Below are 20,674 nucleotides of genomic sequence, written 5' to 3'. Positions count from 1 at the left end.
CACGCATGGCGCAGATCGCCACCACCACCCAGGCTGAACCGCTGGGCGTCCCGGCGAACACCCGCATCGACCGTCACCCCGGCACCGGCCACCTGTACGCCATCGTGAAGAGCACCACGGCCAACACGTGGGACCTCTACCGGTCGACGAACGGCGGGACCAGCTGGTCGCTGCACCTGTCGCTGCTGCGCGCCAACATCGTCGAGTTCGGCAGTATCTTCGTCGCCGGCGACGACCACCTCTACACGTCGTATCGGACGAACGAGTCTGGCCAGGATCGGATCTGGTTTCGCCGGTGCCGGCTCAGCAGCCCGGTGTGGGGACCGGAAACCCTGACGGGGCAGCCCGCGCACGGCGGCACCCCGGGTGCGATCCACCAGGGCATGGACATCGCCCTGGTCGACCCGCCCGGCCGGTGGATGTACGTGGTCATCTGCGTCGGCACCACGTTCGGCGGCACCTCCGGCATCACCCTCTACGGGGTGCTCGTCGACGTGCCGAACGGTTTCCACCGGTTGGACAACACGTTCCTGACCGGCCGCCGGCAGTGGATGGACATCACCGGCACCGGCCGGATCGTCCCGTCGGTTGACATCCAGCACAACGGCGGCGGTAAAGGCTCCGCGACCCCGCACCTGTGGATCGCCTACGGGCGTGACGTGCTGCGGATGGTCCGCCTGGCGTGGAGTGGCGCCGGCTGGTCGGGGCCGGGCACCAGCCAGCTGCTGCAGTCCGGCCTGGCGGCGCAGGATGGCATCACCGGCCGGTGGGACGGCGACCGGTGGCTGATGGTGGTGCCGCACCCCACGGCGACGGACGCGGCGCTGGTCGTCGAGCGGGACCGCAGCAACGGCCGGTCCACCCTGCGTCAGACCCCGGCGCACCCCACCGGGGTGATCCGGGCGGTGAGCCTGTCGTACTCGGCGGCAGGTAACCGGGACATGCGCGTCTACGCGATCGGCACCAGCAACAACGACCTGTACTTCGTCGACTTCAACCGGCAGGCCGGCACGTGGACGTCCTGGTCGACGGTCACCACCACCGACGTCCTCGGCACCCCGCCGGGGCAGTGGTCGGTGCGGCGAGGCTCGGCCGGTAACGCCCGCTACGACGTGGCGATCGGGCACGCCGGGTCGCCGAACACCGTCACCTCCTACCATCAGGTACTCACGTACGCGCCGAACACCCCGACGTGGGATGTGCCGGCGATCGGCGTGGACAACGGCGCGGCGGCCGAGGTGTCATCCGCGCTGGTCCTCGACTGGGTTTTCAGCGACCCGGACCCGGCCGACGTGCAGTCGGCGTGGGCGCTGTCGCGGCAGATCGGCGCTGGCACCGTGCAGTACCTGCGGGCCAGCGACAGCACCTGGCAGGCGTCGGAGCAGAAGAACGCCGGCGCGACGACCGCGCGGACGCTCGCCGCCAGCTGGGGCGCCACATCCGACGCGGCGCACTCGTACCGGGTCAAGGTGTGGGACTCCGCCGACGTGGCGTCGCTGTACTCCGACGCGTTCGTGGTCTTGCCGGCGGGCAAGGTCAACCCGACGATCACCGCGCCCACCGCGTCTCAGGTCCTCAACCAGGACCGGGTCACTGTCACGTGGACCGTCAGCGAGCAGACCGCCTACCGGGTGCAGCTGCGGATCCTGAGCGAGACGGTCTTCGACTCGGGGTGGATCGCCGGCACCGCGACGACGTACACACCGCAGTTCCCGCTCGGCGACCTGTTCGGGTACGCCGTGGTGGTGCAGACCCGCAACCTCAGGGGTCTGGCCAGCGACGAGGTGCAGCAGATCTTCTCGGTGGACTTCGTCGAGCCGTTGACGGCGACGCTGACGGCGACGCCGCTGCCGGGTCTCGGGGTGATTCGGGTGGCTATCACCAACCCTCCGACCCCGGCACCGATGAATCCGAACCCCTACTTCGAGGCGGACGCCGCTGGGTGGGCCGCGGTGGGCGGTGGCGTCGCTCGGTCGACCGCGCAGGCCCACGAGGGTGCCGCGTCGCTGTTACTCACCCCGTCCGGAGGTGCGGCGACGGCGCAGGCGCAGACGGACTTGCTGCCGATTGGGGCCGGTGTCGGTGTGCACGCTGAGGCGTGGGTGCGGTGCGCGGTGAGCCGCACCGTCAACATCGCGATCAACTGGAATCAGGCCGGCGGGACCTTCATCTCGCAGTCGTTCGCATCGTTTCCGGTGGTGGCGGGCGTGTGGACGAAGATCGAGGTCGACGCTGTTTCCCCGCCGCTGACCGGGCAGTGCCGCCTGCTCGCGGCAAGTCTCACCGGCACACCACCCAACACGCACCTGCTGCACATTGACGAGGCGACGATCCGGCTAGCGACCGACCCGCCAGCGGCGGCCAGCGTCGACCTGTACCGACGGCCGGTACGTAACCCGACCCTGTTCAGCGCGGACTTCGAGAGCGCCGACATGTCCAGCTGGGGTTCGTCGCACGCCGGCACCGCGACCCGCACGAACAGCAAGTCACACTCCGGCAGCTGGTCGTACCAGCTGACCTCCGACGGGACGGACTTCCTCGGCTCTCACGTCGAAACCGTCAAGATCCCCTGCACCCCGGGGACCAGCTACTTCCTGGACATGTGGATCGCCGGCTCAGCGATGAAGGACACGTTCGCGCAGCTGCGGTTCCACGACGCGGGCGGTGCGTTCATCGCCTCGAACAACGGGATCGGGAAGCCACCGCCGACGGCGAACGCGTGGGAGTACCGGTGGGCGACCGGCACAGCGCCGGCCAACGCCACTCACATGACGCTGCTGGCGGTCGTGGACACCGTTCCCACCGCCGGGGACGTCATCTGGGTCGACGAGGTCCGGGTGCGGGTGAACGACTCGACTCCGGGGGTCCGTGTGGCCCAAGGGCTGCCGGCCGGCGCGACGTACGACGACTGGCGGGCCGTTTCGGGCGTGGATTACGAGTACCGGGCTGAGGTGCGCAGCGTCATCGGCACCACGGTCGGCGGCGTGTGGACCCGATGAGAGGGGAATCTGTGACCTGGCTTTCGGTGGTGGCCCACCCCGACGACGACCTGCTGTTCCTCAACCCCGATTTGTCGGACGCGATCCGCGCCGGGGGCGAGGTGACCACCGTGTTCGTGTCCGCCGGTCAGGCATCGGGCACCGGCCTCACCGACGGCGAGCGGGCGTATGGCAGGCAGCGGGGCATCATGGACGCCTACGCCCACATGGCCGGCTACACCCCGGTCGGCGACCAGTCGGAGTGGGTGGGCGAACTGGCCACGGTGGCGGGCCGCAAGGTGGAGCGGTACACGCTCGACGGGCGGGTCCGCCTGGTGTGGCTGGCCCTGCCGGACGGGCAGCTCGACCAGCTCGACGCCGGCACCCCGAAGAGCACGGTGTCCATCGGGCAGGGGCTTGGCGCATCTGTCTACACGTACACCCGGGCGCAGCTCGTGGCCGCCCTGGTCGAGCTGATCGGCACCCACCAGCCGGAGCAGGTGTGCACGGGTGACCCGTGGCCGGAGTCCCGGTACACCCCGCACGACCACACCGACCACACCGCCGCCGCCCGGATGGCCGGCGACGCCGCGGTGGCGGCCGGGGTGCCGGCGCTGCCGTACCGGGGGTACTCGATCGGCGCGGTGCCGCCTAACCTGCCGCCGGCGGTGGCGGCGGACAAGCGGGCCATCTTCGAGACGTACGCCGCCTACGACCAGGACGCGGCGGCGTACGGGTGGTGTGAGCGGATGTTGTATCGGTGGCCGCGCGGCACGACCTGGGTGGGCCGCAACGCGGACGGCAGGTTGCAGGTGGTCGCGGTCCGGTCCGGGCAGGTGATCACGTGGTGGCAGCTCGCCGACTGGTCGTGGTCGCAGCCCCGGGTGCTCGGCGGTACCGGCGGCCCGGTCGCCCCGGGCCTGGCCGTCGGCTACGACACCGACGGGCGCATGGAGCTGTTCGCCCGTCGGTTGTCCGACCACCGCCTGATCGTGCTGTGGCAGACGTCCCCGTCGGGCCCGTGGGCTGGGTCGTGGGCGTCGCTGGGCAACCACAACACCGGCGCCGTCACCGAGGCGCAGATGGGCGTTCCGGCGGTCGCCCGCCACGCCGACGGCCGGCTGTGCGTGCTGGTGAAGAACGGTGGCGGCGGGGTGTCGGCGAAGAGCCAGACCGCGCCGGGCGCTGGCTGGGGGTCGTGGGTGGACCTCGGCGGCGTCCAGGTGCAAGACGGCCTCACCGCCACGGCCGGTCCGGGCGGGCGGATCGAGGTGTTCGCCGCGACCACGGCCGGGATCCTGCGCTGGTCCCAGTCCGTCCCGAACGGCCCGTTCACGGTGGACACGACCGTGCCGGACTTGCCGCCCGGCTCACCGCCCACCGTGGTGCGTCAGCCCGACGGCCGGCTGTTGCTGGTCTACCGGCAGGCCGGCGGCACCGGCATCGTCCTCACCCGCCAGGTCGCCGCTGACGGCCCGTGGGGGCAGCCGGTGGTCGTCGCCGGTCCGGGCGGGCACGGCCAGGTCGCCGCTGCGGCAGCCGCCGGCCGGGTATGGCTGGCCTGCCGCGACGCCACCGGGTGCGTGTCCGCTACCGCCCTCGACGCGGCTGGGCAGCCGGTCTGGTGGCAGCAGTACGGCAGAGCCTGCGACGTGCCCGCCCTGTCCGTGGCCGCCGGGGTGCTCCACGCGTTCGTCGGTGACGCCCCGGCGTGCCGCCCGTTGATCGAGTCCACCTGGACCGCCCTGCCCTGAGGAGGACGCCAATGCCCACCCCCGCCCAGTTGCAGGCCGAGTCGTACTGGACCCGGGAGATCGTCACCGACGAGATCGACTGGCTTGGTGACGAGCTGTGCCGGCGCACCAAGCGCCCCCGGACGGCCTTCGGTAGCAAGGGGAACACCGCGCACCTGCGCGGCGCTCACCGCTCCCAAGAGTGGATCAAGCGGTCGCGGTACTGCACGAACCGCACCTACACGGTGCAGTCCGGTCTGACCGCCGAGCAGGAACGCCACGTCGCTGGGGTGGACTTCACCCCCGGCGACTGGGGTACGGCGCGCAACCGTGCGCTGATGGTCGAACAGACCGGCCGCCTGCTGGCGGCCATGAAGGCCGGCCAGCTCGACGAGGTGATCGAGCTGTTCGGCACCACGAACGGCCGCACGGTCACCGGCTACAACAACCGCACCAACCAGGCGGCCAGCTCGGACGACTCCCACCTGGACCACTGGCACCTGACGATCGACCGGCGGCACTGCCGGAACCGGAAGCTGATGGAGCGCATCCTGGCGATCGCGCTTGGTCTACCTGTGGAGGGGGACGACGACATGTCGGAGCGAGCGAGCCGAGTCATCGAGGCGTGGGCGTCGGGGGTAACCGCGACCTCGGCGAAGGAGAACGTCGAGCCGGTGAAGTGGCGCATCCGCGACGAGGCGTGGCAGGCCAAGACCGACGCCACTCTCGCCGCGGTGCTCGCCGCCGCGAAGGGCCTCGACACAAAGGCCGTCCTCGCCCGGATCAACGAGGTGGCCGCCGCCGAGTCGGCGCGTGATGCCGAGCTGGTCGAGCTGGTCCGGCAGGCGAAGTCCGGCGAGCTGGACGCCGACCAGTTCGTCGACGAGGTGGCGCGGCGACTCTCGGGCCAGGCAAGTGAGTGACCGCCGAGCGCATCCGGCAGACCTTCAGGGACTGGGCCTGCGTCCTGCTTGGCCTGGGGATCATCTGTCACCAGGCGTTCGTCGTTCCGCCCGGCCAGGCCTCGGAGATCCTGGTCGGCGCCGGTATGACGCTGGTCCTGGGGCCGGCCCTCGGTGGAGCGATCGGCCTCCGCCGGGAGGCCAGCGGGGGCGAATCTGGCTCTCCGTCGTCGCCCTCGTCGTCGCCGTCGGGATCCTCGTCGTCGCCGGCGTCGTCCGGGGCGGGTGAACCGTGACGTGGAACGGGTGGCGCGTCCTCGTCGCGTGTCTGCTCGCTGCTCTCGGATCGTCGACCGTCTCGATCCTCTACAGCAACGAGTCCGCCAGGCAGTCCGAGCAGCGGGTGTCGGAGCAGCAGCGGCTGTCGGAGCAGCGGTGGTGCGGCATCGTGTCCACCCTCGATGACGCGTACCGGCAGACCCCGCCGCAGACCCCGGCCGGGCAGAAGATCGCCAGAGACATCCGGCAGTTGCGGGCACAGTTCGGCTGCCCGGAGGGGCGCTAACTACTCCCGGTCGTACCGAATCCCGGACTGCTCCAGCCGTGCCCGTACTTCGGCCGCGTGCTGAGCGGCAACCGCCATGTCGGCGCCCGCCGCCTGGAGCAGCTCGACCACCGGCCCGCTGATTCCCTGCGGGTCGGCCAACGCGACCCCGGCCTGGATGCCCAGCAGCCGGGGGTCGGTGGACACCTGACGCACTGCGGCGACCGCCTGGTCGCGGGGTGCGTCTCGGTCGCTGCCGGTGCCGTACCGGCCGGCCACGCCGGACAGCCCGGCCAGGACGAGCCGGTCACTCGCCGGCAACGACGGAATGTGCACCACCCGAGAACCGTAACCCGAGGAGGTACCACCGTGTTCACAGGCAGGTTCTGGAAGTCCACCGCCGAGCGGGCGGTGAAGAGCGCCGCGCAGGGTCTGCTGCTCTACTGGGGCGCCGACGTCGTGTTCAACGCCTGGCAGGCGGACTGGGCGGCCGCCGGCGGCATCGCGTCCGGCGCGGCCGTGCTGTCGGTGCTCACCTCGCTGGTCAGCGCGAAGGTGTCCGGGGAGCCGGACTCGCCGAGCCTTGTCGGTGCCGAGCAGTAACATCGCCCCCGCTGCGAACGGTTGCGCCCCCACTCTCCTTCGGGAGGGTGGGGGCGCTTCGCCGTTCCCTCGAGCTACTTCGTCTTCCGCCAGGTGCCGCAGCTGGACGACTCGAAGTCCTGCCCCTTCTTGAGCACCACGGTCGGACGGCCACCACCGGGTATGTCGTTGGAGATGATCGTGTCACCGTTCGTGCCGCTCTTCAGGATCGCCCAGTAACAGTCACCACTCACCGGCTCCGTCACCCGGTACGTGCCGGCCGGGACGTCGACCCCCACCGTCCACGTGCCCTCATCGATGGTGGGCGGCGGCGGTGGGGGTGGTGGGGCCGCCTTCGTCGTCGCCACTGCGGCAGGCGAACTCGTCGTCGGCGACGGCGACGGGCTCGGGCTCACCGTCCACGTGGCCCTGCCCTGGTTGTAGATGCAGGTGAGCGTGCGACCGTCGGCGGCGACCGCCGACGAGTTCACGTTCTCGCACATGACGTCAAGCGCGACGGTGGTGTATGTCGGGCTCGGCTTGGCAGCCGGTGCCGCCGGGTTCGAGCCAGCTCGACCTGCAGCGTAGGACGCTCCGCCGATCGCAAGGGCGGTGACTACTGCTGCGCCGACGATCAGCGCCTTGCGTTTGCGGTCGGTAGGCGGCTGGGGAGCGTTGGTCATGACGGGCACCGTACTTTCCGTGATCGTCAGCTAGCTATCGGTTCCGGCGGCGGACTCAGGGTCCGTTCGGGCCATGTCGGCTAGGGCGTCCTGCGGCGCCGCATTGGCCAGGTAGTCGCGGCGCATCTTCCGTCGGCGACGTCGGCATCGTCCGCACGCCCAGGGCAGCGGCCACCACCGTCCACAGATCCAGCACCTCACCCGGTCACCCCCGGCGCAGGGTACGGCGGGCCGGCAACCCCGCTACGCCGCATCGCGGTGCTCCCGGATTCGCCGCTTCGCGGTCGCTTCCGACACCCGGTACACCGTCATCAGGTGCCGCACGATCTCCATGTACGACAGGCGCTCACCCAGCAGCCGGGCGACCGCTCCGTCGACGGTCTCCGGCTCTTCGTCGTCGTCGAGGTCCAGGTCCAGCTCGTCGTCGACGGGCAGCTCGTCGACGACGCGGACCCGGCGGCCGCCGACGACGCGGATCCGCCCCCACCACCCGGTGTCACGGCCGGTGTCATCGGTGTCAGACACCGTGTTGACCTTGGGGTTCACGCTGACACCACTCCCCTCGTCCTCGGTGGGGGAGGGGTCGCGGTACTCCTGAATCCCGATGAACAGCAGGAACAGCACGACCGCGATCAGCACCGCGATCGGGCCGCCCCAACCGCGGTCTGGCTCACTGGTTGCGGCAAGCAGGACGGGGGTCATTCTCCACCTCCGAAGAGCAGCTCGGGCAGGGGTGCGACGAGGCCGGCGGCGACGTCGACGAGAGACCGCGCGATGTCCCCGACCAGCCCACCGGGCAGGTCGGACATCAGGCCGAGCAGGATCGCCACGATCCACAGCGGGCCGTTGAGTCGGCGCAGCCCGGACGCCGGGAAGGACAAAGTGGCGAACCTGCCAAGCTTCTTCCCGAACTTCACCGGCAACATGCAACCCAGGGCGTAGATCCACAGCACGCCGATACCCGCGCCGATGACGAGATTGATGCTCGCGCCGGCAATGTACGCGCCGCCGGTGGAGTCGAGCAGGCTCTGGATCACCTTGCTGAGCGTCTCGACGGTCCACTGGTCAAGCGGCGACCCGTCGAAGCCCTCGCGGATCGTAGGCACAGCCACGATGAACGCGATCCGGTCGCGCAGGCTGTTCGGCCCGACGCTCATCCAGTCGATGAGCAGGGCCAACAGCAGCAGGATCGCGACGGTCGTCGGCGACATCGCGTGCTCAAGCACGGCCGCCGACCCGGCACCGGGCGCGGGTGACGGCGATGGAGAAGGGCTGGGCGTCGGCGCGGCGACCAGCAGGGCGTGAAGCAGCATCAGGATCCCGTCCAGTTCCGCACCACCGCGCCGGCCGCGTCGCGGACCTCCATGCGCGGTGCGTCCATCGGTTCGTTCGCGGCCCGGGCGTCGCGGGTCAGCGCCCACAGGTGCCGGTCAAGGGTGCTCTCGTAGCCGGGCACGTCCAGGTCGAGGAAGACCACGTGCCGGCGGTCGTGCAGCACCTCGTACGTGCCGTCGAAGATGTGCAGGCGGTACTGCTGGGTGACCATCAGCGGTCCATCTCCAGGTGGATGCAGGCCACCAACAGCAGCAGGCCGAGCACCAGGCCGACGCCAGCGGACGTCCACGCGATCAGGGTGTGACCGCCGAGGATAGCGGCGAGCACGACCGCGACGTCGACGAGCACCGCGGCCGCGCCGGCGAGGACGATCGGCGTCCACGGCACGTGCCGGGCAGCCAGCACGACGGGGTCGATCCGGGCGAGGCGCATCTCGGCGACCCTCGCGGTCACCTCCGACGCGGTGCCCGCGGGCGCGGTGATGGTCTTGCCCGCGAGTGCCCGCAGCGGCGAGTCCGCGGGCACTTGGCCGCTGACTCGGTGTGTGGTGTGCATGATGGGTGCCTTCCTTTCGGGGAGGGTCCCGGGGCGCGGCTGGCTGTCCAGGCGTAGACCGCGCCCCGGGTGCTACTTGGCCGGGGCGTCTGCCCGCGACCGCTTCCATGAGTTGGCGAACGTCTTGCCGACACTGGCCAACCGGGCGAGCGTCCGGTCTGACGGTGGGCGTTTGTGCTGCTGGACGTACTGGTCGTACGCGGCCGCGACCCGGTCGGCCTCGGTCGCGGGCGGCGGCGGTGTGGGCGGCCGGACGGTCGGCGGATCCACCTTGGCGCTGACGGTCCGGCGCGGGCGGGGTGCTGCGGGCAGCGTCGCGGGCACCCGGGCGGGCGGCTCCGTACTGCCCGCGGGCACACTGCCCGTCGCGGGCACCGGGCTGCCCGGAGCCGGCCACACACCGAGCGCGCCGCCGCCCAGGGCGAGGCGGACCGCGCCGGCGTCAACGGCCCGGCGAGCGCCCTGGACTTGCTGCTCCAGCTGGCGGCACAGCTGGATGTCCGGGTCGGACTCGTCGACCGCGCCGGCGGGCAGACCGCGTAGTGCGGCCCACGCTGACCGAAGTCGGCCGCCGCCGGTGGTGCTCCGGCGTTGCGCGTCGCGATGAGCGTGGTAGCCGGCCCACGCTGTGCGGGGGTCGCGGACGTTGTGCTCGATCGACCACCGCTCCGCCCGCCACGTTCTGACCGGGAACGCCCGCCGCCGCTTGCGGTCGAACACGGCGCCGGTCTCGTCGACGAGGTCAGCGCGGAGCAGCTGCACGTGCTGGGCGCGGCGGGTGTGCAGACCCCACAGCCACGGCGACAGCAGCGACGCCATCCCGGAGCCGACCGCGAACGGTGTGGGTGTCCAGTGCTCGCCGTCGAAGTGTGAGTAGTTCATGGCGGCGACGACCGCGGCGATGAGGTACGCGCGGCGTCGCATCTCAGCCGCGGTGCCGGTGGCGCTCTGGAGCAGGGCGTCGTGGGCGTGCCAGTTGACGTAGAGGGAGATGGACTCGACGGTCGCGGCGTAGACCAGGGCGACGGTCGCGCGGACGACGGGGTGCCAGGTGGCCGGGGTGCGGGTGAACGCGTACGCGGTCTGTCCGCCGACGGCTGCGGCGTTGACGAGTAGCAGCGGGCCGATGGTGCGGGCGGACTGGGCGAGGGCGGCGAGCTTGCGCCGGCGGCGGGCCCGCCGCTTGGCCGCAGCCTTGCGGCGTTTGCGGTTGGCGCGTTCCTGCTCTCGTTTGGCCTGGCGGCGGGCCGCTTGGTTCGCGGCGTCCTGGTCGCGGGCGAACTTCGCGTCGAGGCGACGGCGCTCGTCCTCGGCGCGGGCGACGTCGGCCATCTCGGCGGCGGTCGGCCGCCGTCGAAAGAGGGTCATGTGTCTATCTTGGCGATAGTGGCGCTCTTGGCGCAACTGCCGTTAGCGTCACCGGCGTGTCGGTGTGGCTGTTCCGGGCGTGTCTGGCGTGAGATCATCCCGAGATGGGACGAGCAGGGGGCATCGGTTGAGCGGCAGCGTGTGGGTGAGCCCGGCGGAAGCGGCCGAGCTGCTGGAGGTGTCCCCGCGCACGGTGCTGCGGTCCCTGCAGGACGATGAGCAGCGCGCCCACGAGTGGGGTCCGGAAGGCACGGGTTGGCGGTACAAGCCGCTGACGCCCCGGGGGCAGCGCACCTACTACCAGCTGCGTCGTAGCGCGGTGATGGCGAAGGCCGGCGAACCTGAGCAGTAGCCAGACGCACTGAAGCCCCCGGCACCGATGTTCGGTGGCGAGGGCTGTCGCTGTTCAGGATCTTGCACGGCCTCGGCGGGGTCGCTCCGCCGCGACGGTCGGCCAGATGCCCTGCTGCCGGCGGCGGCACTCCGGATCGGGGCAGTCGCAGTACCAGCCGAGTTCGTCGCTCGGGATCCGGTCGCCGCCGCAGGTGTGCTCCGGGCTGAGGATCCGGGTCATGCAGCCGAGGCACGTCGACGGGCGCGCGTGAGGGGCCGGCCCCGAGCTGGGAGCCGACCCCTCGTGCCGCACGCCCGGTCAGAAGTCCTGGCCGGCGCGGATGCTGTCGACGAACGGCGCCCACTCGTCGGCGTCGATCACGATCTGCTCGTCCGGGCGCTTCGAGCTGCGCAGGACGCGCTTGCCACCCTTGTCGATGGCGACCTCGACGCAGTTCGGGCCGGAGTTGTCGCACCTGTTCGGGCGTACGAAGTTGAGCTGGTCCATCGTGATTCCTTCTCTCTCTTCAGCCGGCCATCGGGTATGGCCGGTGGTCCTGCGGGGTGGCGTGAGGGGCCATGCCGAGCGCGTCGCGCGCCCACGCTTCCTGCCGGCAGCCGGCGCCGGGGCACTCGATGCAGCAGCGCCGGCCGGCCGCGTGGGCGTTGACGGTCAGCCGCGCGGAGAAGGTGACGGCGGCCCGGTCGTAGGGCTCGTCGAGGCGGCTCACGGCCGCTCTCCGGCGGCGGTCGCGGCCAGGACGTCGACGTCGACGAGCAGCTCCCAGCACCACGGGGCCGTGCAGTCGGACGACTGCCACGCGCATTCCAGCCCGTGCCCGCGCACCCAGGCGTACCGGGGGTCGTCGGAGTCGTGGACGGACACGACCCGGATGTCGTAGTAGGTGTGCCCGGCCTGTCCGGGGGCGACTTGCCACTCACCGGGGCGCACCGACAGGCGGCTGCCCGGGGCGGGCATGGTCTGGGCGGTCACCGGGCCGGCCTGTACTCGTAGCGGTGCTCAGCGACGCGCTGGCGAGCCTGCTCGCGTAGCCGCTCGGCGGCGGCGGCCTGCTCGCGTACCTGGATGGCTGGGCCGGCGGGCTCGGCTGGGGGCGAGCTGGTCAGCAGCTGTCGCAGTTTCCTGGGGACGATGTGCACGATGTCGCCTCCCTCGCTCCGAGGGGCGCGGCCTCACCGCTGACAAACGGCCAGTCACCGCGTCCTAACCCCAGAGTGGCGGGTGCGCTAGTCAGCTATCTAGCCTCGACCTGTCCGCCACGGGGTCGCGGACACGTCCCGGACACCATCACGTGGAAGATGCGACCAGCGCGCGCCGATACTCGGCCACCCACTCGGCGCCGCGCTGATCCTCCGGCAACGCGTCCAACCCCGCGCGGAGGTTCTCGCCCGCCGCCGCCCGGTCACCGAGGGCCAGATACGCCAGGCCAAGACCCATGCGGGAGAACGTCGGCGTCAACCAGTACGCAGTCGCCGGCGGCGGCTCCGACTCGGCAGCGGTCGTCAAGTCGCCGGCCTCGCCGAGCAGCCTCACCGCGGTGGCGCGGTCGCCGAGCAGCGCGTACCCGTGAGCGGCCTGGATCGCGTCGCCGACGCGCTGCAGCGGCGCCGCCCCCGGGGTGTGGTAAGCGGCGAGGAAGTGCCGCACGATGCCCCGCGGGTTGTCACGCTGGCGCTCCAGGTAGCCGCGGAAGTTCTCCGCCTGCGCGGCGAGCGGGCCGCTCTCGACCGCGTCAGCCTCGCGGGCCGCCTCGATGAGCACCCGTACGGCCTGACTGTCGTTGCGTAGCTCGGCGTACAGCCACCCGACGAACTGTGTCCACTCGGCCGCGACGGCGTGCAGCTCGGGCGCGCGTGGGCCTCGGGCGTGCGCCGCGAGGTCGCGGACGGCCTGCCACTGCGGCAGGGCCATGGGCAGCATCATGGGTGCGGGCAGGGCGTCGTCGAGGCGGCGCTGCGCGGCCAGCACGTCGGCGAGCAGTTGAACCCCGACGGCGTCGAGGCGGGTCGGGTTCGCTGCCAGGTAGGCGAGCCGGTCCGCGTCGTCGGGGTTGGCGGTGGTAGGCGGGTCGACGACCATGGCGGCGAGCGCCCCGCCGGCGTCGAGGGCCACGTCCAGGTTGCGGGCGACGTCGCACGTCGGTCGGGTGCGCCCGCTTTCCAGGTCGTGCAGGAAGCTCTTGCTGTAGTGCCCGAGGCGGGCCAGGTCGCGCAGGGTCATGCCTCGGTCGGTGCGCCTGCGGGCGAGTTCGCCGGCGAACGCTGGGTCGACGATGGTGCGGATGCGGGCGGGCATCGGACGCTCCCAGGTAGAGGACTGGGTGGCGTCCCGCCGGCCTCTACCCCGACGGGCCGCCACTTCGCAGCGTACGGCACGGATGCCCGTCAGTGACCGTCCTAGTTACTTGACTAGTCCACTGGTGTGCGTCGAATGGCTGTTTACCCTGCGGCGGTGATCTATCCCGGACAGGAGCCGGTCGGCTACCAGGAGCTGGCCGAGATTCTGCGTGCTCGGATCACGTCGGGGCAGCTCAACCCTGGTGACCGCCTACCGTCCGAACGGGACCTGTCGCAGACCTACGACGTCGCGCCGATGACCGCCCGGGCCGCTGTGCAGCAGTTGCGCAACGAGGGCCTGGCTGAGGCGGTGCGAGGTCGCGGGGTGGTGGTCCGGACGCCGGTCGAGGTCGAGCTGGTGCACGCGGAGCCGGGCGAGTGGGTCACGGCCCGCAATCCGACGCCCGAGGAGCGGCGGACGTATCAGGTGCCGGAGGGTGTGCCGCTGCTGGTGGTGTCCCGTCTGGACGGACTATTGGACGCGTACCCCGCGCACCGCTACCGGGTGGTCTTCCGGGTGGGTTGATCATCCGAACGGTTACCGCGTGGACGCCAGACGTAACACCTTTGTTAACCGTTGACGCGGCAACGGTTCGCTATCTGCAAGATGCGGCGTGTAGGCGTTGCCTCACAGGGTGTACCAACCGCGAGACTCCCACGATGGAAAACACGTGGGGACCCCAAGCTACCGACCCGCCACGACGCCATACCGAGTACGGCTATCTGATCGTTGGCGTGGCCGCGATAGGCATCACTGTCACGCTCTACCTCGTCGACCACCTGGCCGACGTGTCCGTCCCGACCGGCACCTACCCGATCCTCGCCAGCCTGGCCGGTCTCGGCGGCGTCGGATGGATCGTGCGGTCGAGCGACGCCCAGCGCCACGACGAGCGCGCCCGCCAGGACATGCTGGACCAGCGCCTCGCGGCAGCAGAGGCACTACTCGCCACGCTCGTTCAGCAGCGCGACGTCGGCATCCACCCGGCACGGCCCGCAGCTCGCCACATCCCCGGCGGTCACATGTACGTCGCCGGCAGCCAGGGCGACACCATCGGTTTCCGCAGAGGCAGCAGTGTGGACGGACCGACGGATCCATCTGGCGCGACGCTGCAGCGGGCACGCGAGGACGGCATCGAGCAGGGCTTCGAGATTGGTTACACGGCGCAACTGGCGGAGCGGGGTGTGACGCCCCTTCGGCAGCGTGCTCGGCGGTCGCGACTCATGGGCGACTCATGATCTCTGCCGGCGGGTAGCGAAGAGCCCGGGTGGACTGTGTCCATCCGGGCTCTGACCTGCTGTGGAACTTGGTGGGCGATGCTGGTATCGAACCAGCGACCTCTTCGGTGTGAACGAAGCGCTCTCCCACTGAGCTAATCGCCCTCAGCGCCACTGACTCTACCCGATCGTGGAACCGGACCGGAAATCCGGGGTCAGTGCGTCGCGAGGTAGTGCATCGCCTTGGCCACCACGTCGATGCCGAGGCTGTACTTGAGGGACAGCCAGACCACGGTGGCCACGAAGACCAGGCCGACGGAGCCGAGCACGATTCGCACCAGCAGCGATTGTCTGGTGACCCAGCGTGTCCATCCGTGGACGTGGCGGCGGGTGAAGCCGAGCAGCCGGCGCGCCCAGTGGTATTCGACGGCCCAGATGCCCAGGCCGGCGATCACCAGCAGCCAGCCCGGCCCGGGGAGCGGGATGAGGGCGATGCCGATGGTCACCACCAGAGCCCCGGCGATGGCGATGAAGATCTTGAGGGCGATCCGGCCGGTGGGGTTGGCGCGGATGAGGTCGAGGGTCAGCGAGATCCGCTCGCGCCAGCGGGGGCGTCGCGGCGGGTCCTGCACGGCGACTCCACCACCACCGGCACCGGAGTCACTGCCGCCACCAGCGCCAGGACGACCAGCACCGCTGCCGTCGCCACCGGAACGACCGGCGTCGGACGCCGGCCGACCGGCCCGTTCGGGCTGCTCCATCGGCACTCCGTACCCCCGCTTTTCGGTTGCTCGGACCGCTACTTTCGGCGGGCCGGGCGCCGTCGCCGGATCCACTGAGGATCGCTTCGCCACCATTTCACCCCCCAGTGTCGCTCGGGCCCGTCACTGCAACGGCCGACTGGACGTTACCGGAGTAAGTCGACGACTGAGCCACCCGATACCGGGCGGGATCACGCACTGGGCAGAACCGGCAATCCTACATGAATGCTCACATTCACGCAGCGATTCCGTCCCCCTTCCCACCACTGGGTGAAGTCAGCGTATGGCGGAGCGTAGCCAGAGGTAGCACCTGAGTATGGGAAAAGCGGGACACGCGCGTTCCGCAGCGGTGCCGGGGGGAGAACGTCCATGAGTGTCATCCGACCGACGACCGTAGAGGTCGAGACGTCGCTAAGGCTCGTCGCACCTGACGCCACCGCCTTGCCGGTGCGTGCCAGTCTGCGTTACGACCCTGCTGACCCGTATGCGGTCCATGTCCTGTTCCATGCCGAATCGGCCGGGGGCGAGGCGGTGAGTTGGTCGTTCGCTCGCGAACTTCTGGTCACCGGCCTGGACGAGCCGGCCGGCATCGGAGATGTGCGGGTCTGGCCCTGGGCCACACCGCGCGGCGACTTCGTCGCGCTGGCCCTCTCGTCACCGGACGGCAACGCCCTCTTCGAGGTGCCGCGCAGCGTCCTGGTGCGTTTCCTTCGACGGACCTACGTCGTCGTCCCGCGCGGCCGTGAGGCCGAGCACCTGGACGTCGACACGGCGGTGACCCGGCTGCTCGCCGGCCGCTGAGAAACGAGCAAACCGAGGCCGCGCGGATCTGCCGAGTCCGCGCGGCCCCGGCACACCTGGGGGTACGCGGACAGCGCGCCCCGGGTCGGCCGGTGCTCAGCCGTGCGTGGTGATGCCGCCGTCGACGGGAATGACCGCGCCGGTGAGGTATGCGCCGGCCCGGGACGAGAGGTAGATGGCCGTGCCGGCCATGTCCTCGGGGCGGCCGATGCGTCCCAGCGGCACCTGCTGCTCGATGGCGGCCCGGCTCGTCGGGTCGTCGAGCGCGAACGCCATCATCTTGCTCTCGAACGGGCCGGGCGCGATCGCGTTGACGGTGATCTGCTCGCCGGCGAGTTGGTGGGCCAGGCTGCGGGTGAGCATGTGCACGGCCGACTTGGTGGCCGAGTACGCGTACACCTCCATCATCGGCACCCGGATGCCGTCGATGGACCCGATGTTGATCACGCGGGCCGGGTCGTCGGCGCTCGCGGCGGCGCGCAGCGCCGGCAGCAGCGCGGTGGTGAGCCGGAAGACGGCCTTGACGTTGACCGCCCAGAGCTTGTCGAACGCGGCCCCCGGGTACTCCTCGAGTGGTGCCCCCCAGGTCGCGCCGGCGTTGTTGACGAGCACGTCGAGGCTGTCGAAGCGCTCGCGCACGGCGGCGGCCAACGTCTCGGCCCCGGCGTCGTCGCTGAGGTCGGCGGGGATGGCCTCGCAGCGGCCCTCGGCGGAGAGGGTCGTGGCGACCGCGGCGCAGACGTCCGCCTTGCGCGACGAAATGATCACGTGTGCGCCGGCCCGGACGAAGCCCTGGGCGATCATCAGCCCGATTCCCCGCGAGCCGCCGGTGACCAGGACCGTCTTACCTTCGACCGAGAACAGCTGCGTCATGCCCATCCCATCGCGAGTCGGCGGGGGTCACCGCCCGGTCGGTGGGCCGGCGGAGGCCGGGCGGACCGCCGACCGGCGGCACTACCGCCGGGTAACGTAGCCCGGCCGCAGGGGGCGGGACAAGACCACGGCGCACCGCCGATTCCGCTACGCGCGTCGATCGGGATGCGGTGACCTGCGGTTCGGGCTACCGTCGCAGGCGATGGTCTCCACCGATCCCTCCCCCGCGCCATCGATCGGAACGGCGTCTCCCGTCACCGACGAGATAGCCACGTTCGCCCTGGCCGACCTCGCCGGTGACCCGGGCTGGCGTCGGCCGGTGATCGTCGAGCGGGAGCTACTGATTCTCACCACGCGTCGGCACGGCGACGCGGAGCTCGACTTCCACCTGTTGCCGTGCCGCCCCGGCACGCTGCTGCGGGTCCGCCCCGGTCAGGTGCTGCGCTGCGCCGGCCCCCAGTTCGACGCCACGGTGGTCGCCTGGGAGCCCGAGGCACTGCACGGCTTCGACGTCGACCTGACCACGATCGCGACCTGGCGGCAGTTGGCAGGTGAGGACGAGGACGCGGTGATCAGCGAGGTCAGCCAGTTGGCGGTGGACTGTCAGCGACACCCCGACGACCCCACCGCCCGCGCGCTGCTCCGGCACCAACTGGCCGTGCTGCTGCTGCGCCTCGCCCTGGCCCACACCGACAGGCCGCCGTCCCGACCCGAGGACGAGACGTTCCACCGGTTCCGTCGCGAGGTCGAGCACGGCTATCCGCGCAGCCGGCGGGTGGAGGACTATGCGGCCGACCTCGGCTGCTCGGTGCGTACCCTCACCCGGGCCTGCCTGGCCATCACCGGCCGCAGCGCCAAGCAGGTCATCGACGAGCGGGTCGCGTTGCAGGCCGGCCGGTTGCTCGCCGCGACGGATCAGCCGATCGCCCAGATCGGCCGGCAGCTCGGCTTCTCCGAGCCCACGAACTTCGGCCGCTTCTTCACCCGCGAGGTCGGGGTCAGCCCCGGCGCGTTCCGGGCCGCCCGCGACCAGCCGGCCGCCGGCCGGGTGGTCCGACCTCGACCGCCTGCCGATTCGACGAGCGTCAACGGGGGCCGATTCCGCCCCGGCGGCCTCGGCGAACCCGCGAACGGCGGGCACGCCACGAGACCCGGGCCGCCCACCGCGGGGCCCGGCGGCACCGGCCGGGCATGATGGCAGGGTGCAGATCTCCGCGCGCGGCGACTACGCGGTACGGGCGGCGTTGAGCCTCGCCACCGCGTACCCCTCGCTGCTGTCCACCCAGGTCATCGCCGCAGAGCAGGACATGCCCCGCAAGTTCCTGGAAGCGGTCCTGGCGGATCTGCGCCGGGCCGGCATCGTCCGCGCCCAACGCGGCGCCGAGGGCGGCTACACCCTCGCGCGCCCGCCCCGCGAGGTGACCGTCGGCGCGGTGCTGCGCGCCGTCGAGGGCCCCCTGGCCGGGGTACGCGGGCTGCGCCCCGAGGAGACCCGGTACGAAGGCTCGGCGGAGAACCTGCCCGGCCTGTGGGTGGCGGTCCGCGCCGCCGTGCGGCGGGTCGTCGACGAGGTGAGCCTCGCCGAGATCGTCAGCGGTCGACTGCCCGCGCACGTCCGCAAGCTCACCGCGCTGCCCGACGCGTGGGAGCCCCGCTGACCCGGTGCCGGCTCAGAGCGTCCACACCACCTCCTCGGTGTCGAGTCGGGGCAGCCGCCGGTCCCAGGCGTCCGGGCCGGGATGCCCCAGGTTGAGCAGCAGCAGCGCCTCGTACCGGCCGTCGGGGAAGAACTCACGGGTCACGGCGGCCGCGTCGAACCCGGCCATCGGGCCGGCGGCCAGCCCGGCGGCGCGTACGCCCACGAGCAGGTAGCCGATCTGGAGGGTCGCGCTGAAGCGGGCCTGCTCGGCGCGGGCCGGACGGTCGGCCAACCAGTCGCGGGCCTGCGGCCGGTGCGGGTACAGCTCGGGCAGCCGCTCGTGGAAGTCCACGTCGGCGGCGAGCACCGCCACCAGCGGCGCGGTTGCCGTCTTCGCCCGGTTGCTCGACGAGACGTACGGCAGCAGCCGGGCGCGGGCCGCCGCCGAGCGGAGCAGCACCACCCGCAGCGGCTGGCCGTTGTACGCGGTCGGCCCGTACCGGATCAGGTCGTGGATCGCCGCGACCTGGGCGTCGGTCACCGGCTCGTCGGTGAACGTGTTCGCCGTGCGTGCCGCCCGGAACAGCAGGTCCTGGGCGGCCCGGTCCAACACGAGCAGGTCGGCCGTGGTCGGTGCCGTCACGGCTGGACGGCGGTGTAGTAGCCGCCCCGGTGGTGGACCAGCGGGGCACCGTCGCCGCCGTCGCCGAGCGCCAGCGGCTCGGCGATCACCAGCGTGTGGTCGCCGGCCGGCACCCGGTGCACCACCCGGCAGAGCAGCCGGGCCAGCACCCCGCCGAGCAGCGGCACCCCGAACGGTCCGGACGTCCAGTCCGGGTACGCGGCGAACCTGTCGATGCCGCTCGTCGCGAAGACCGCGGCGGCCTCCCGCTGCCCGGCGCCGAGCAGGTGCACGGCGACGTGTTCGGCGCGGGCGAGCACCGGCCAGCTCGACGACGCCACCCCGAGGCAGAACGAGACGAGCGGAGGGTCCAGCGACACCGACGTGAACGAGGTCGCGGTGAAGCCTGCCCGGATGGGCGCGCCGATCCCACCCAGGCAGGCGGGGTCGCTGCCCCGGGCGACAGCGGTGACCACGGTGACGCTCGTGGCCTGCCGCCGCAGCAGAGCACGGAACAGGTCCGGGTTCACCGGTAGCAGCTCGGCGACGTCCGTCGCGGGCCGCTCCACGGTGGTCACGCCGACACCAGGGCCGACGCGGCGAGGGTACGCGGGACGACACGACGGGGTGGGAACATGGAGGGATCTCCTGATCTGTCCACTACGGCAGCGGGGACGCCCGGATGAGGGCGTGAAGGAACGCTGCTCCGCGTTGAGCGGGCGGGCGGTGGGAGTGCGGCGCTGGAGCCGAGCCGGGTGAACCGGTCAGCTCAACAGAGCGCGCTCGCGTGCCGGACCAGGTCGACGTGCACACGAGCGGTGAGGAGAAGCTCATCCCGCTGCGACATGACCCCATGCTGCCGGGGAGCGGAACGAGCGGTCAACGGCCTTCCAGAAGATGAGACTTCTATCGCTGCCGATGTTACGAAGCACCCCGAACAGCGTTTACCGTGCCGCAACACCTATCTGGTGGATAGAGATTGCGGCCGTCGAGGGTCACTGTCCAGGCCGGACAGCGAGAGGGTTTCAAAAGTTGCCGGTCCGGGAATGTTCGATCTCGACACGGCAGGGAACGGTGACGAGGGGAGACCTCCGATGGGCCTCATGTTTCGCAAGCGCAAGAAGTACGGTCCGATCATCCTGAACTTCACCGAGAACGGCTTCTCCTCGTGGAGCATCAAGATCGGTCGCTGGTCCTGGAACTCCAAGGCCCGCGCGCACCGGGTCGACCTGCCGGGTCCACTGTCCTGGAAGCAGGACAAGTCCCGGTCGTAACCATCCCGGGAGTCGAGCGGGGTGCCGGTGGTCCAATTCGCCAGCCTCCACGACGTAGTCGCTTCAAGGCATCTACGTCGTCCGGGTGACACGACACCAGCTCAGGCATCCGGCGGCG

The 20,674-nt window shown here is 71.3% G+C and carries 30 protein-coding genes and 1 tRNA gene; 12 read left to right on the top strand and 19 right to left on the bottom strand.

Translation table 11 applies throughout. The annotated features are described in order from the left end of the window. Positions 1–5 precede the first annotated feature (5 nt). The 4 genes from ACWER9_RS06425 (at position 6) to ACWER9_RS06410 (ending at position 6,178) form a co-directional block, all read left to right on the top strand. Positions 6–2,999, top strand: coding sequence for a carbohydrate binding domain-containing protein (locus tag ACWER9_RS06425; RefSeq protein ID WP_452300795.1), 2,994 nt, complete (start codon positions 6–8; stop codon positions 2,997–2,999). An 11-nt stretch (positions 3,000–3,010) separates the two neighbouring features. Next, a complete protein-coding gene (locus ACWER9_RS06420) occupies positions 3,011–4,732 on the top strand; it encodes a PIG-L family deacetylase (RefSeq protein WP_452300794.1) in 1,722 nt (573 codons plus the stop codon). An 11-nt stretch (positions 4,733–4,743) separates the two neighbouring features. Further along, positions 4,744–5,634, top strand: a complete 891-nt coding sequence (locus ACWER9_RS06415) for a hypothetical protein (protein WP_452300793.1) — start codon at positions 4,744–4,746, stop codon at positions 5,632–5,634. A 271-nt stretch (positions 5,635–5,905) separates the two neighbouring features. Continuing rightward, positions 5,906–6,178 carry a hypothetical protein gene (locus ACWER9_RS06410; protein ID WP_452300792.1) on the top strand — a complete coding sequence of 91 codons (273 nt, stop codon included), beginning with the start codon at positions 5,906–5,908 and terminating at the stop codon, positions 6,176–6,178. Here the strand turns inward: ACWER9_RS06410 and ACWER9_RS06405 are convergent, their stop codons facing one another. Then, entirely contained in the window at positions 6,179–6,496 is a 318-nt protein-coding gene (locus tag ACWER9_RS06405) for a hypothetical protein (RefSeq protein WP_452300791.1), read from the bottom strand. Between the two features lie 30 nt (positions 6,497–6,526). Between ACWER9_RS06405 and ACWER9_RS06400 the strand changes: the two genes are divergently transcribed. Further along, positions 6,527–6,760 carry a holin gene (locus ACWER9_RS06400; protein WP_452300790.1) on the top strand — a complete coding sequence of 78 codons (234 nt, stop codon included), beginning with the start codon at positions 6,527–6,529 and terminating at the stop codon, positions 6,758–6,760. A gap of 74 nt (positions 6,761–6,834) precedes the next feature. Here ACWER9_RS06400 and ACWER9_RS06395 read toward each other — a convergent pair whose 3' ends face one another. The 6 genes from ACWER9_RS06395 to ACWER9_RS06370 all read right to left on the bottom strand — a co-directional run bounded on the left by ACWER9_RS06395 (position 6,835) and on the right by ACWER9_RS06370 (position 10,680). Further along, positions 6,835–7,422 (bottom strand): hypothetical protein, encoded by a 588-nt coding sequence (locus tag ACWER9_RS06395; RefSeq protein ID WP_452300789.1) that lies wholly within the window; start codon positions 7,420–7,422, stop codon positions 6,835–6,837. A 243-nt stretch (positions 7,423–7,665) separates the two neighbouring features. After that, on the bottom strand, positions 7,666–8,124 hold the full coding sequence (locus ACWER9_RS06390; RefSeq protein ID WP_452300788.1) for a hypothetical protein: 459 nt from the start codon (positions 8,122–8,124) through the stop codon (positions 7,666–7,668). Next, positions 8,121–8,735 (bottom strand): hypothetical protein, encoded by a 615-nt coding sequence (locus ACWER9_RS06385; protein WP_452300787.1) that lies wholly within the window; start codon positions 8,733–8,735, stop codon positions 8,121–8,123. Before ACWER9_RS06385 ends, ACWER9_RS06390 begins: the two co-directional genes overlap by 4 nt. Next, positions 8,735–8,968 carry a hypothetical protein gene (locus ACWER9_RS06380; RefSeq protein ID WP_452300786.1) on the bottom strand — a complete coding sequence of 78 codons (234 nt, stop codon included), beginning with the start codon at positions 8,966–8,968 and terminating at the stop codon, positions 8,735–8,737. The genes ACWER9_RS06385 and ACWER9_RS06380 overlap by 1 nt, the downstream gene beginning before the upstream one ends. Further along, complete coding sequence (locus tag ACWER9_RS06375; protein ID WP_452300785.1) at positions 8,968–9,312, bottom strand: hypothetical protein; 345 nt, start codon at positions 9,310–9,312, stop codon at positions 8,968–8,970. The genes ACWER9_RS06380 and ACWER9_RS06375 overlap by 1 nt, the downstream gene beginning before the upstream one ends. A 72-nt stretch (positions 9,313–9,384) precedes the next feature. Next, on the bottom strand, positions 9,385–10,680 hold the full coding sequence (locus tag ACWER9_RS06370) for a hypothetical protein (RefSeq protein WP_452300784.1): 1,296 nt from the start codon (positions 10,678–10,680) through the stop codon (positions 9,385–9,387). Between the two features lie 127 nt (positions 10,681–10,807). Here ACWER9_RS06370 and ACWER9_RS06365 point away from each other — a divergent pair, with 127 nt between their 5' ends. Beyond that, positions 10,808–11,032 (top strand): hypothetical protein, encoded by a 225-nt coding sequence (locus ACWER9_RS06365; RefSeq protein ID WP_452300783.1) that lies wholly within the window; start codon positions 10,808–10,810, stop codon positions 11,030–11,032. Between the two features lie 54 nt (positions 11,033–11,086). On the opposite strand, the gene ACWER9_RS06360 is transcribed toward ACWER9_RS06365, so the two are convergent. The 6 genes from ACWER9_RS06360 to ACWER9_RS06335 all read right to left on the bottom strand — a co-directional run bounded on the left by ACWER9_RS06360 (position 11,087) and on the right by ACWER9_RS06335 (position 13,330). Beyond that, the gene (locus ACWER9_RS06360; protein ID WP_452300782.1) at positions 11,087–11,254 is read right to left on the bottom strand and encodes a hypothetical protein; all 168 of its coding nucleotides are present in this window, start codon (positions 11,252–11,254) and stop codon (positions 11,087–11,089) included. Between the two features lie 78 nt (positions 11,255–11,332). Then, positions 11,333–11,521, bottom strand: a complete 189-nt coding sequence (locus ACWER9_RS06355) for a DUF397 domain-containing protein (protein ID WP_452300781.1) — start codon at positions 11,519–11,521, stop codon at positions 11,333–11,335. Between the two features lie 19 nt (positions 11,522–11,540). Continuing rightward, on the bottom strand, positions 11,541–11,744 hold the full coding sequence (locus ACWER9_RS06350; protein WP_452300780.1) for a hypothetical protein: 204 nt from the start codon (positions 11,742–11,744) through the stop codon (positions 11,541–11,543). Further along, positions 11,741–12,007, bottom strand: coding sequence for a hypothetical protein (locus ACWER9_RS06345; protein ID WP_452300779.1), 267 nt, complete (start codon positions 12,005–12,007; stop codon positions 11,741–11,743). Before ACWER9_RS06345 ends, ACWER9_RS06350 begins: the two co-directional genes overlap by 4 nt. Next, entirely contained in the window at positions 12,004–12,174 is a 171-nt protein-coding gene (locus tag ACWER9_RS06340; RefSeq protein ID WP_452300778.1) for a hypothetical protein, read from the bottom strand. The genes ACWER9_RS06345 and ACWER9_RS06340 overlap by 4 nt, the downstream gene beginning before the upstream one ends. A 148-nt stretch (positions 12,175–12,322) precedes the next feature. Then, the gene (locus ACWER9_RS06335; protein ID WP_452300777.1) at positions 12,323–13,330 is read right to left on the bottom strand and encodes a helix-turn-helix domain-containing protein; all 1,008 of its coding nucleotides are present in this window, start codon (positions 13,328–13,330) and stop codon (positions 12,323–12,325) included. Between the two features lie 156 nt (positions 13,331–13,486). Here ACWER9_RS06335 and ACWER9_RS06330 point away from each other — a divergent pair, with 156 nt between their 5' ends. Both ACWER9_RS06330 and ACWER9_RS06325 read left to right on the top strand, forming a co-directional pair. Continuing rightward, a complete protein-coding gene (locus ACWER9_RS06330; RefSeq protein WP_452300776.1) occupies positions 13,487–13,897 on the top strand; it encodes a GntR family transcriptional regulator in 411 nt (136 codons plus the stop codon). A 134-nt stretch (positions 13,898–14,031) separates the two neighbouring features. Beyond that, the gene (locus ACWER9_RS06325) at positions 14,032–14,607 is read left to right on the top strand and encodes a hypothetical protein (protein WP_452300775.1); all 576 of its coding nucleotides are present in this window, start codon (positions 14,032–14,034) and stop codon (positions 14,605–14,607) included. 69 nt (positions 14,608–14,676) lie between these two features. On the opposite strand, the gene ACWER9_RS06320 is transcribed toward ACWER9_RS06325, so the two are convergent. Further along, positions 14,677–14,751, bottom strand: a tRNA-Val gene (locus ACWER9_RS06320). A 50-nt stretch (positions 14,752–14,801) separates the two neighbouring features. Next, the gene (locus ACWER9_RS06315) at positions 14,802–15,422 is read right to left on the bottom strand and encodes a PGPGW domain-containing protein (RefSeq protein ID WP_452300774.1); all 621 of its coding nucleotides are present in this window, start codon (positions 15,420–15,422) and stop codon (positions 14,802–14,804) included. A 294-nt stretch (positions 15,423–15,716) separates the two neighbouring features. Here ACWER9_RS06315 and ACWER9_RS06310 point away from each other — a divergent pair, with 294 nt between their 5' ends. Beyond that, positions 15,717–16,148 carry an SsgA family sporulation/cell division regulator gene (locus ACWER9_RS06310; protein ID WP_053653619.1) on the top strand — a complete coding sequence of 144 codons (432 nt, stop codon included), beginning with the start codon at positions 15,717–15,719 and terminating at the stop codon, positions 16,146–16,148. Positions 16,149–16,244: 96 nt separating this feature from the next. Here the strand turns inward: ACWER9_RS06310 and ACWER9_RS06305 are convergent, their stop codons facing one another. Continuing rightward, positions 16,245–17,021 (bottom strand): glucose 1-dehydrogenase, encoded by a 777-nt coding sequence (locus ACWER9_RS06305; RefSeq protein ID WP_452300773.1) that lies wholly within the window; start codon positions 17,019–17,021, stop codon positions 16,245–16,247. Positions 17,022–17,223: 202 nt separating this feature from the next. Here ACWER9_RS06305 and ACWER9_RS06300 point away from each other — a divergent pair, with 202 nt between their 5' ends. Further along, positions 17,224–18,216: a helix-turn-helix transcriptional regulator gene (locus ACWER9_RS06300; protein ID WP_452300772.1), complete on the top strand. Its 993-nt coding sequence runs from the start codon at positions 17,224–17,226 to the stop codon at positions 18,214–18,216. A gap of 7 nt (positions 18,217–18,223) precedes the next feature. Beyond that, positions 18,224–18,679: an RrF2 family transcriptional regulator gene (locus ACWER9_RS06295; RefSeq protein WP_357357457.1), complete on the top strand. Its 456-nt coding sequence runs from the start codon at positions 18,224–18,226 to the stop codon at positions 18,677–18,679. 12 nt (positions 18,680–18,691) lie between these two features. Here ACWER9_RS06295 and ACWER9_RS06290 read toward each other — a convergent pair whose 3' ends face one another. The 3 genes from ACWER9_RS06290 to ACWER9_RS06280 form a co-directional block, all read right to left on the bottom strand. Beyond that, a complete protein-coding gene (locus ACWER9_RS06290; protein ID WP_452300771.1) occupies positions 18,692–19,303 on the bottom strand; it encodes a malonic semialdehyde reductase in 612 nt (203 codons plus the stop codon). Then, positions 19,300–19,860: a flavin reductase family protein gene (locus ACWER9_RS06285; protein WP_452300770.1), complete on the bottom strand. Its 561-nt coding sequence runs from the start codon at positions 19,858–19,860 to the stop codon at positions 19,300–19,302. The genes ACWER9_RS06290 and ACWER9_RS06285 overlap by 4 nt, the downstream gene beginning before the upstream one ends. A gap of 191 nt (positions 19,861–20,051) precedes the next feature. Continuing rightward, positions 20,052–20,129, bottom strand: coding sequence for a putative leader peptide (locus tag ACWER9_RS06280; protein WP_349881247.1), 78 nt, complete (start codon positions 20,127–20,129; stop codon positions 20,052–20,054). A gap of 247 nt (positions 20,130–20,376) precedes the next feature. Here ACWER9_RS06280 and ACWER9_RS06275 point away from each other — a divergent pair, with 247 nt between their 5' ends. Continuing rightward, positions 20,377–20,556, top strand: coding sequence for a DUF4236 domain-containing protein (locus ACWER9_RS06275; protein ID WP_030333600.1), 180 nt, complete (start codon positions 20,377–20,379; stop codon positions 20,554–20,556). Positions 20,557–20,674 lie beyond the last annotated feature (118 nt).

This window comes from Micromonospora sp. NPDC003944, assembly GCF_053605225.1.
Note: the sequence above shows the minus strand (reverse complement) of the source record. Positions and strands in the feature narration are given on the sequence as shown.

Bases quoted from the DNA above. Each gene is read 5' to 3' on its own strand.
- ACWER9_RS06280 (WP_349881247.1), bottom strand. From the start codon at position 20,129: ATGTCGCAGCGGGATGAGCTTCTCCTCACCGCTCGTGTGCACGTCGAC.
- ACWER9_RS06305 (WP_452300773.1), bottom strand. From the start codon at position 17,021: ATGACGCAGCTGTTCTCGGTCGAAGGTAAGACGGTCCTGGTCACCGGC.
- ACWER9_RS06385 (WP_452300787.1), bottom strand. From the start codon at position 8,735: ATGCTGCTTCACGCCCTGCTGGTCGCCGCGCCGACGCCCAGCCCTTCT.
- ACWER9_RS06375 (WP_452300785.1), bottom strand. From the start codon at position 9,312: ATGCACACCACACACCGAGTCAGCGGCCAAGTGCCCGCGGACTCGCCG.
- ACWER9_RS06275 (WP_030333600.1), top strand. From the start codon at position 20,377: ATGGGCCTCATGTTTCGCAAGCGCAAGAAGTACGGTCCGATCATCCTG.
- ACWER9_RS06390 (WP_452300788.1), bottom strand. From the start codon at position 8,124: ATGACCCCCGTCCTGCTTGCCGCAACCAGTGAGCCAGACCGCGGTTGG.
- ACWER9_RS06300 (WP_452300772.1), top strand. From the start codon at position 17,224: ATGGTCTCCACCGATCCCTCCCCCGCGCCATCGATCGGAACGGCGTCT.
- ACWER9_RS06325 (WP_452300775.1), top strand. From the start codon at position 14,032: ATGGAAAACACGTGGGGACCCCAAGCTACCGACCCGCCACGACGCCAT.
- ACWER9_RS06415 (WP_452300793.1), top strand. From the start codon at position 4,744: ATGCCCACCCCCGCCCAGTTGCAGGCCGAGTCGTACTGGACCCGGGAG.
- ACWER9_RS06310 (WP_053653619.1), top strand. From the start codon at position 15,717: ATGAGTGTCATCCGACCGACGACCGTAGAGGTCGAGACGTCGCTAAGG.
- ACWER9_RS06380 (WP_452300786.1), bottom strand. From the start codon at position 8,968: ATGGTCACCCAGCAGTACCGCCTGCACATCTTCGACGGCACGTACGAG.
- ACWER9_RS06370 (WP_452300784.1), bottom strand. From the start codon at position 10,680: ATGACCCTCTTTCGACGGCGGCCGACCGCCGCCGAGATGGCCGACGTC.
- ACWER9_RS06355 (WP_452300781.1), bottom strand. From the start codon at position 11,521: ATGGACCAGCTCAACTTCGTACGCCCGAACAGGTGCGACAACTCCGGC.
- ACWER9_RS06335 (WP_452300777.1), bottom strand. From the start codon at position 13,330: ATGCCCGCCCGCATCCGCACCATCGTCGACCCAGCGTTCGCCGGCGAA.
- ACWER9_RS06425 (WP_452300795.1), top strand. From the start codon at position 6: ATGGCGCAGATCGCCACCACCACCCAGGCTGAACCGCTGGGCGTCCCG.
- ACWER9_RS06395 (WP_452300789.1), bottom strand. From the start codon at position 7,422: ATGACCAACGCTCCCCAGCCGCCTACCGACCGCAAACGCAAGGCGCTG.
- ACWER9_RS06360 (WP_452300782.1), bottom strand. From the start codon at position 11,254: ATGACCCGGATCCTCAGCCCGGAGCACACCTGCGGCGGCGACCGGATC.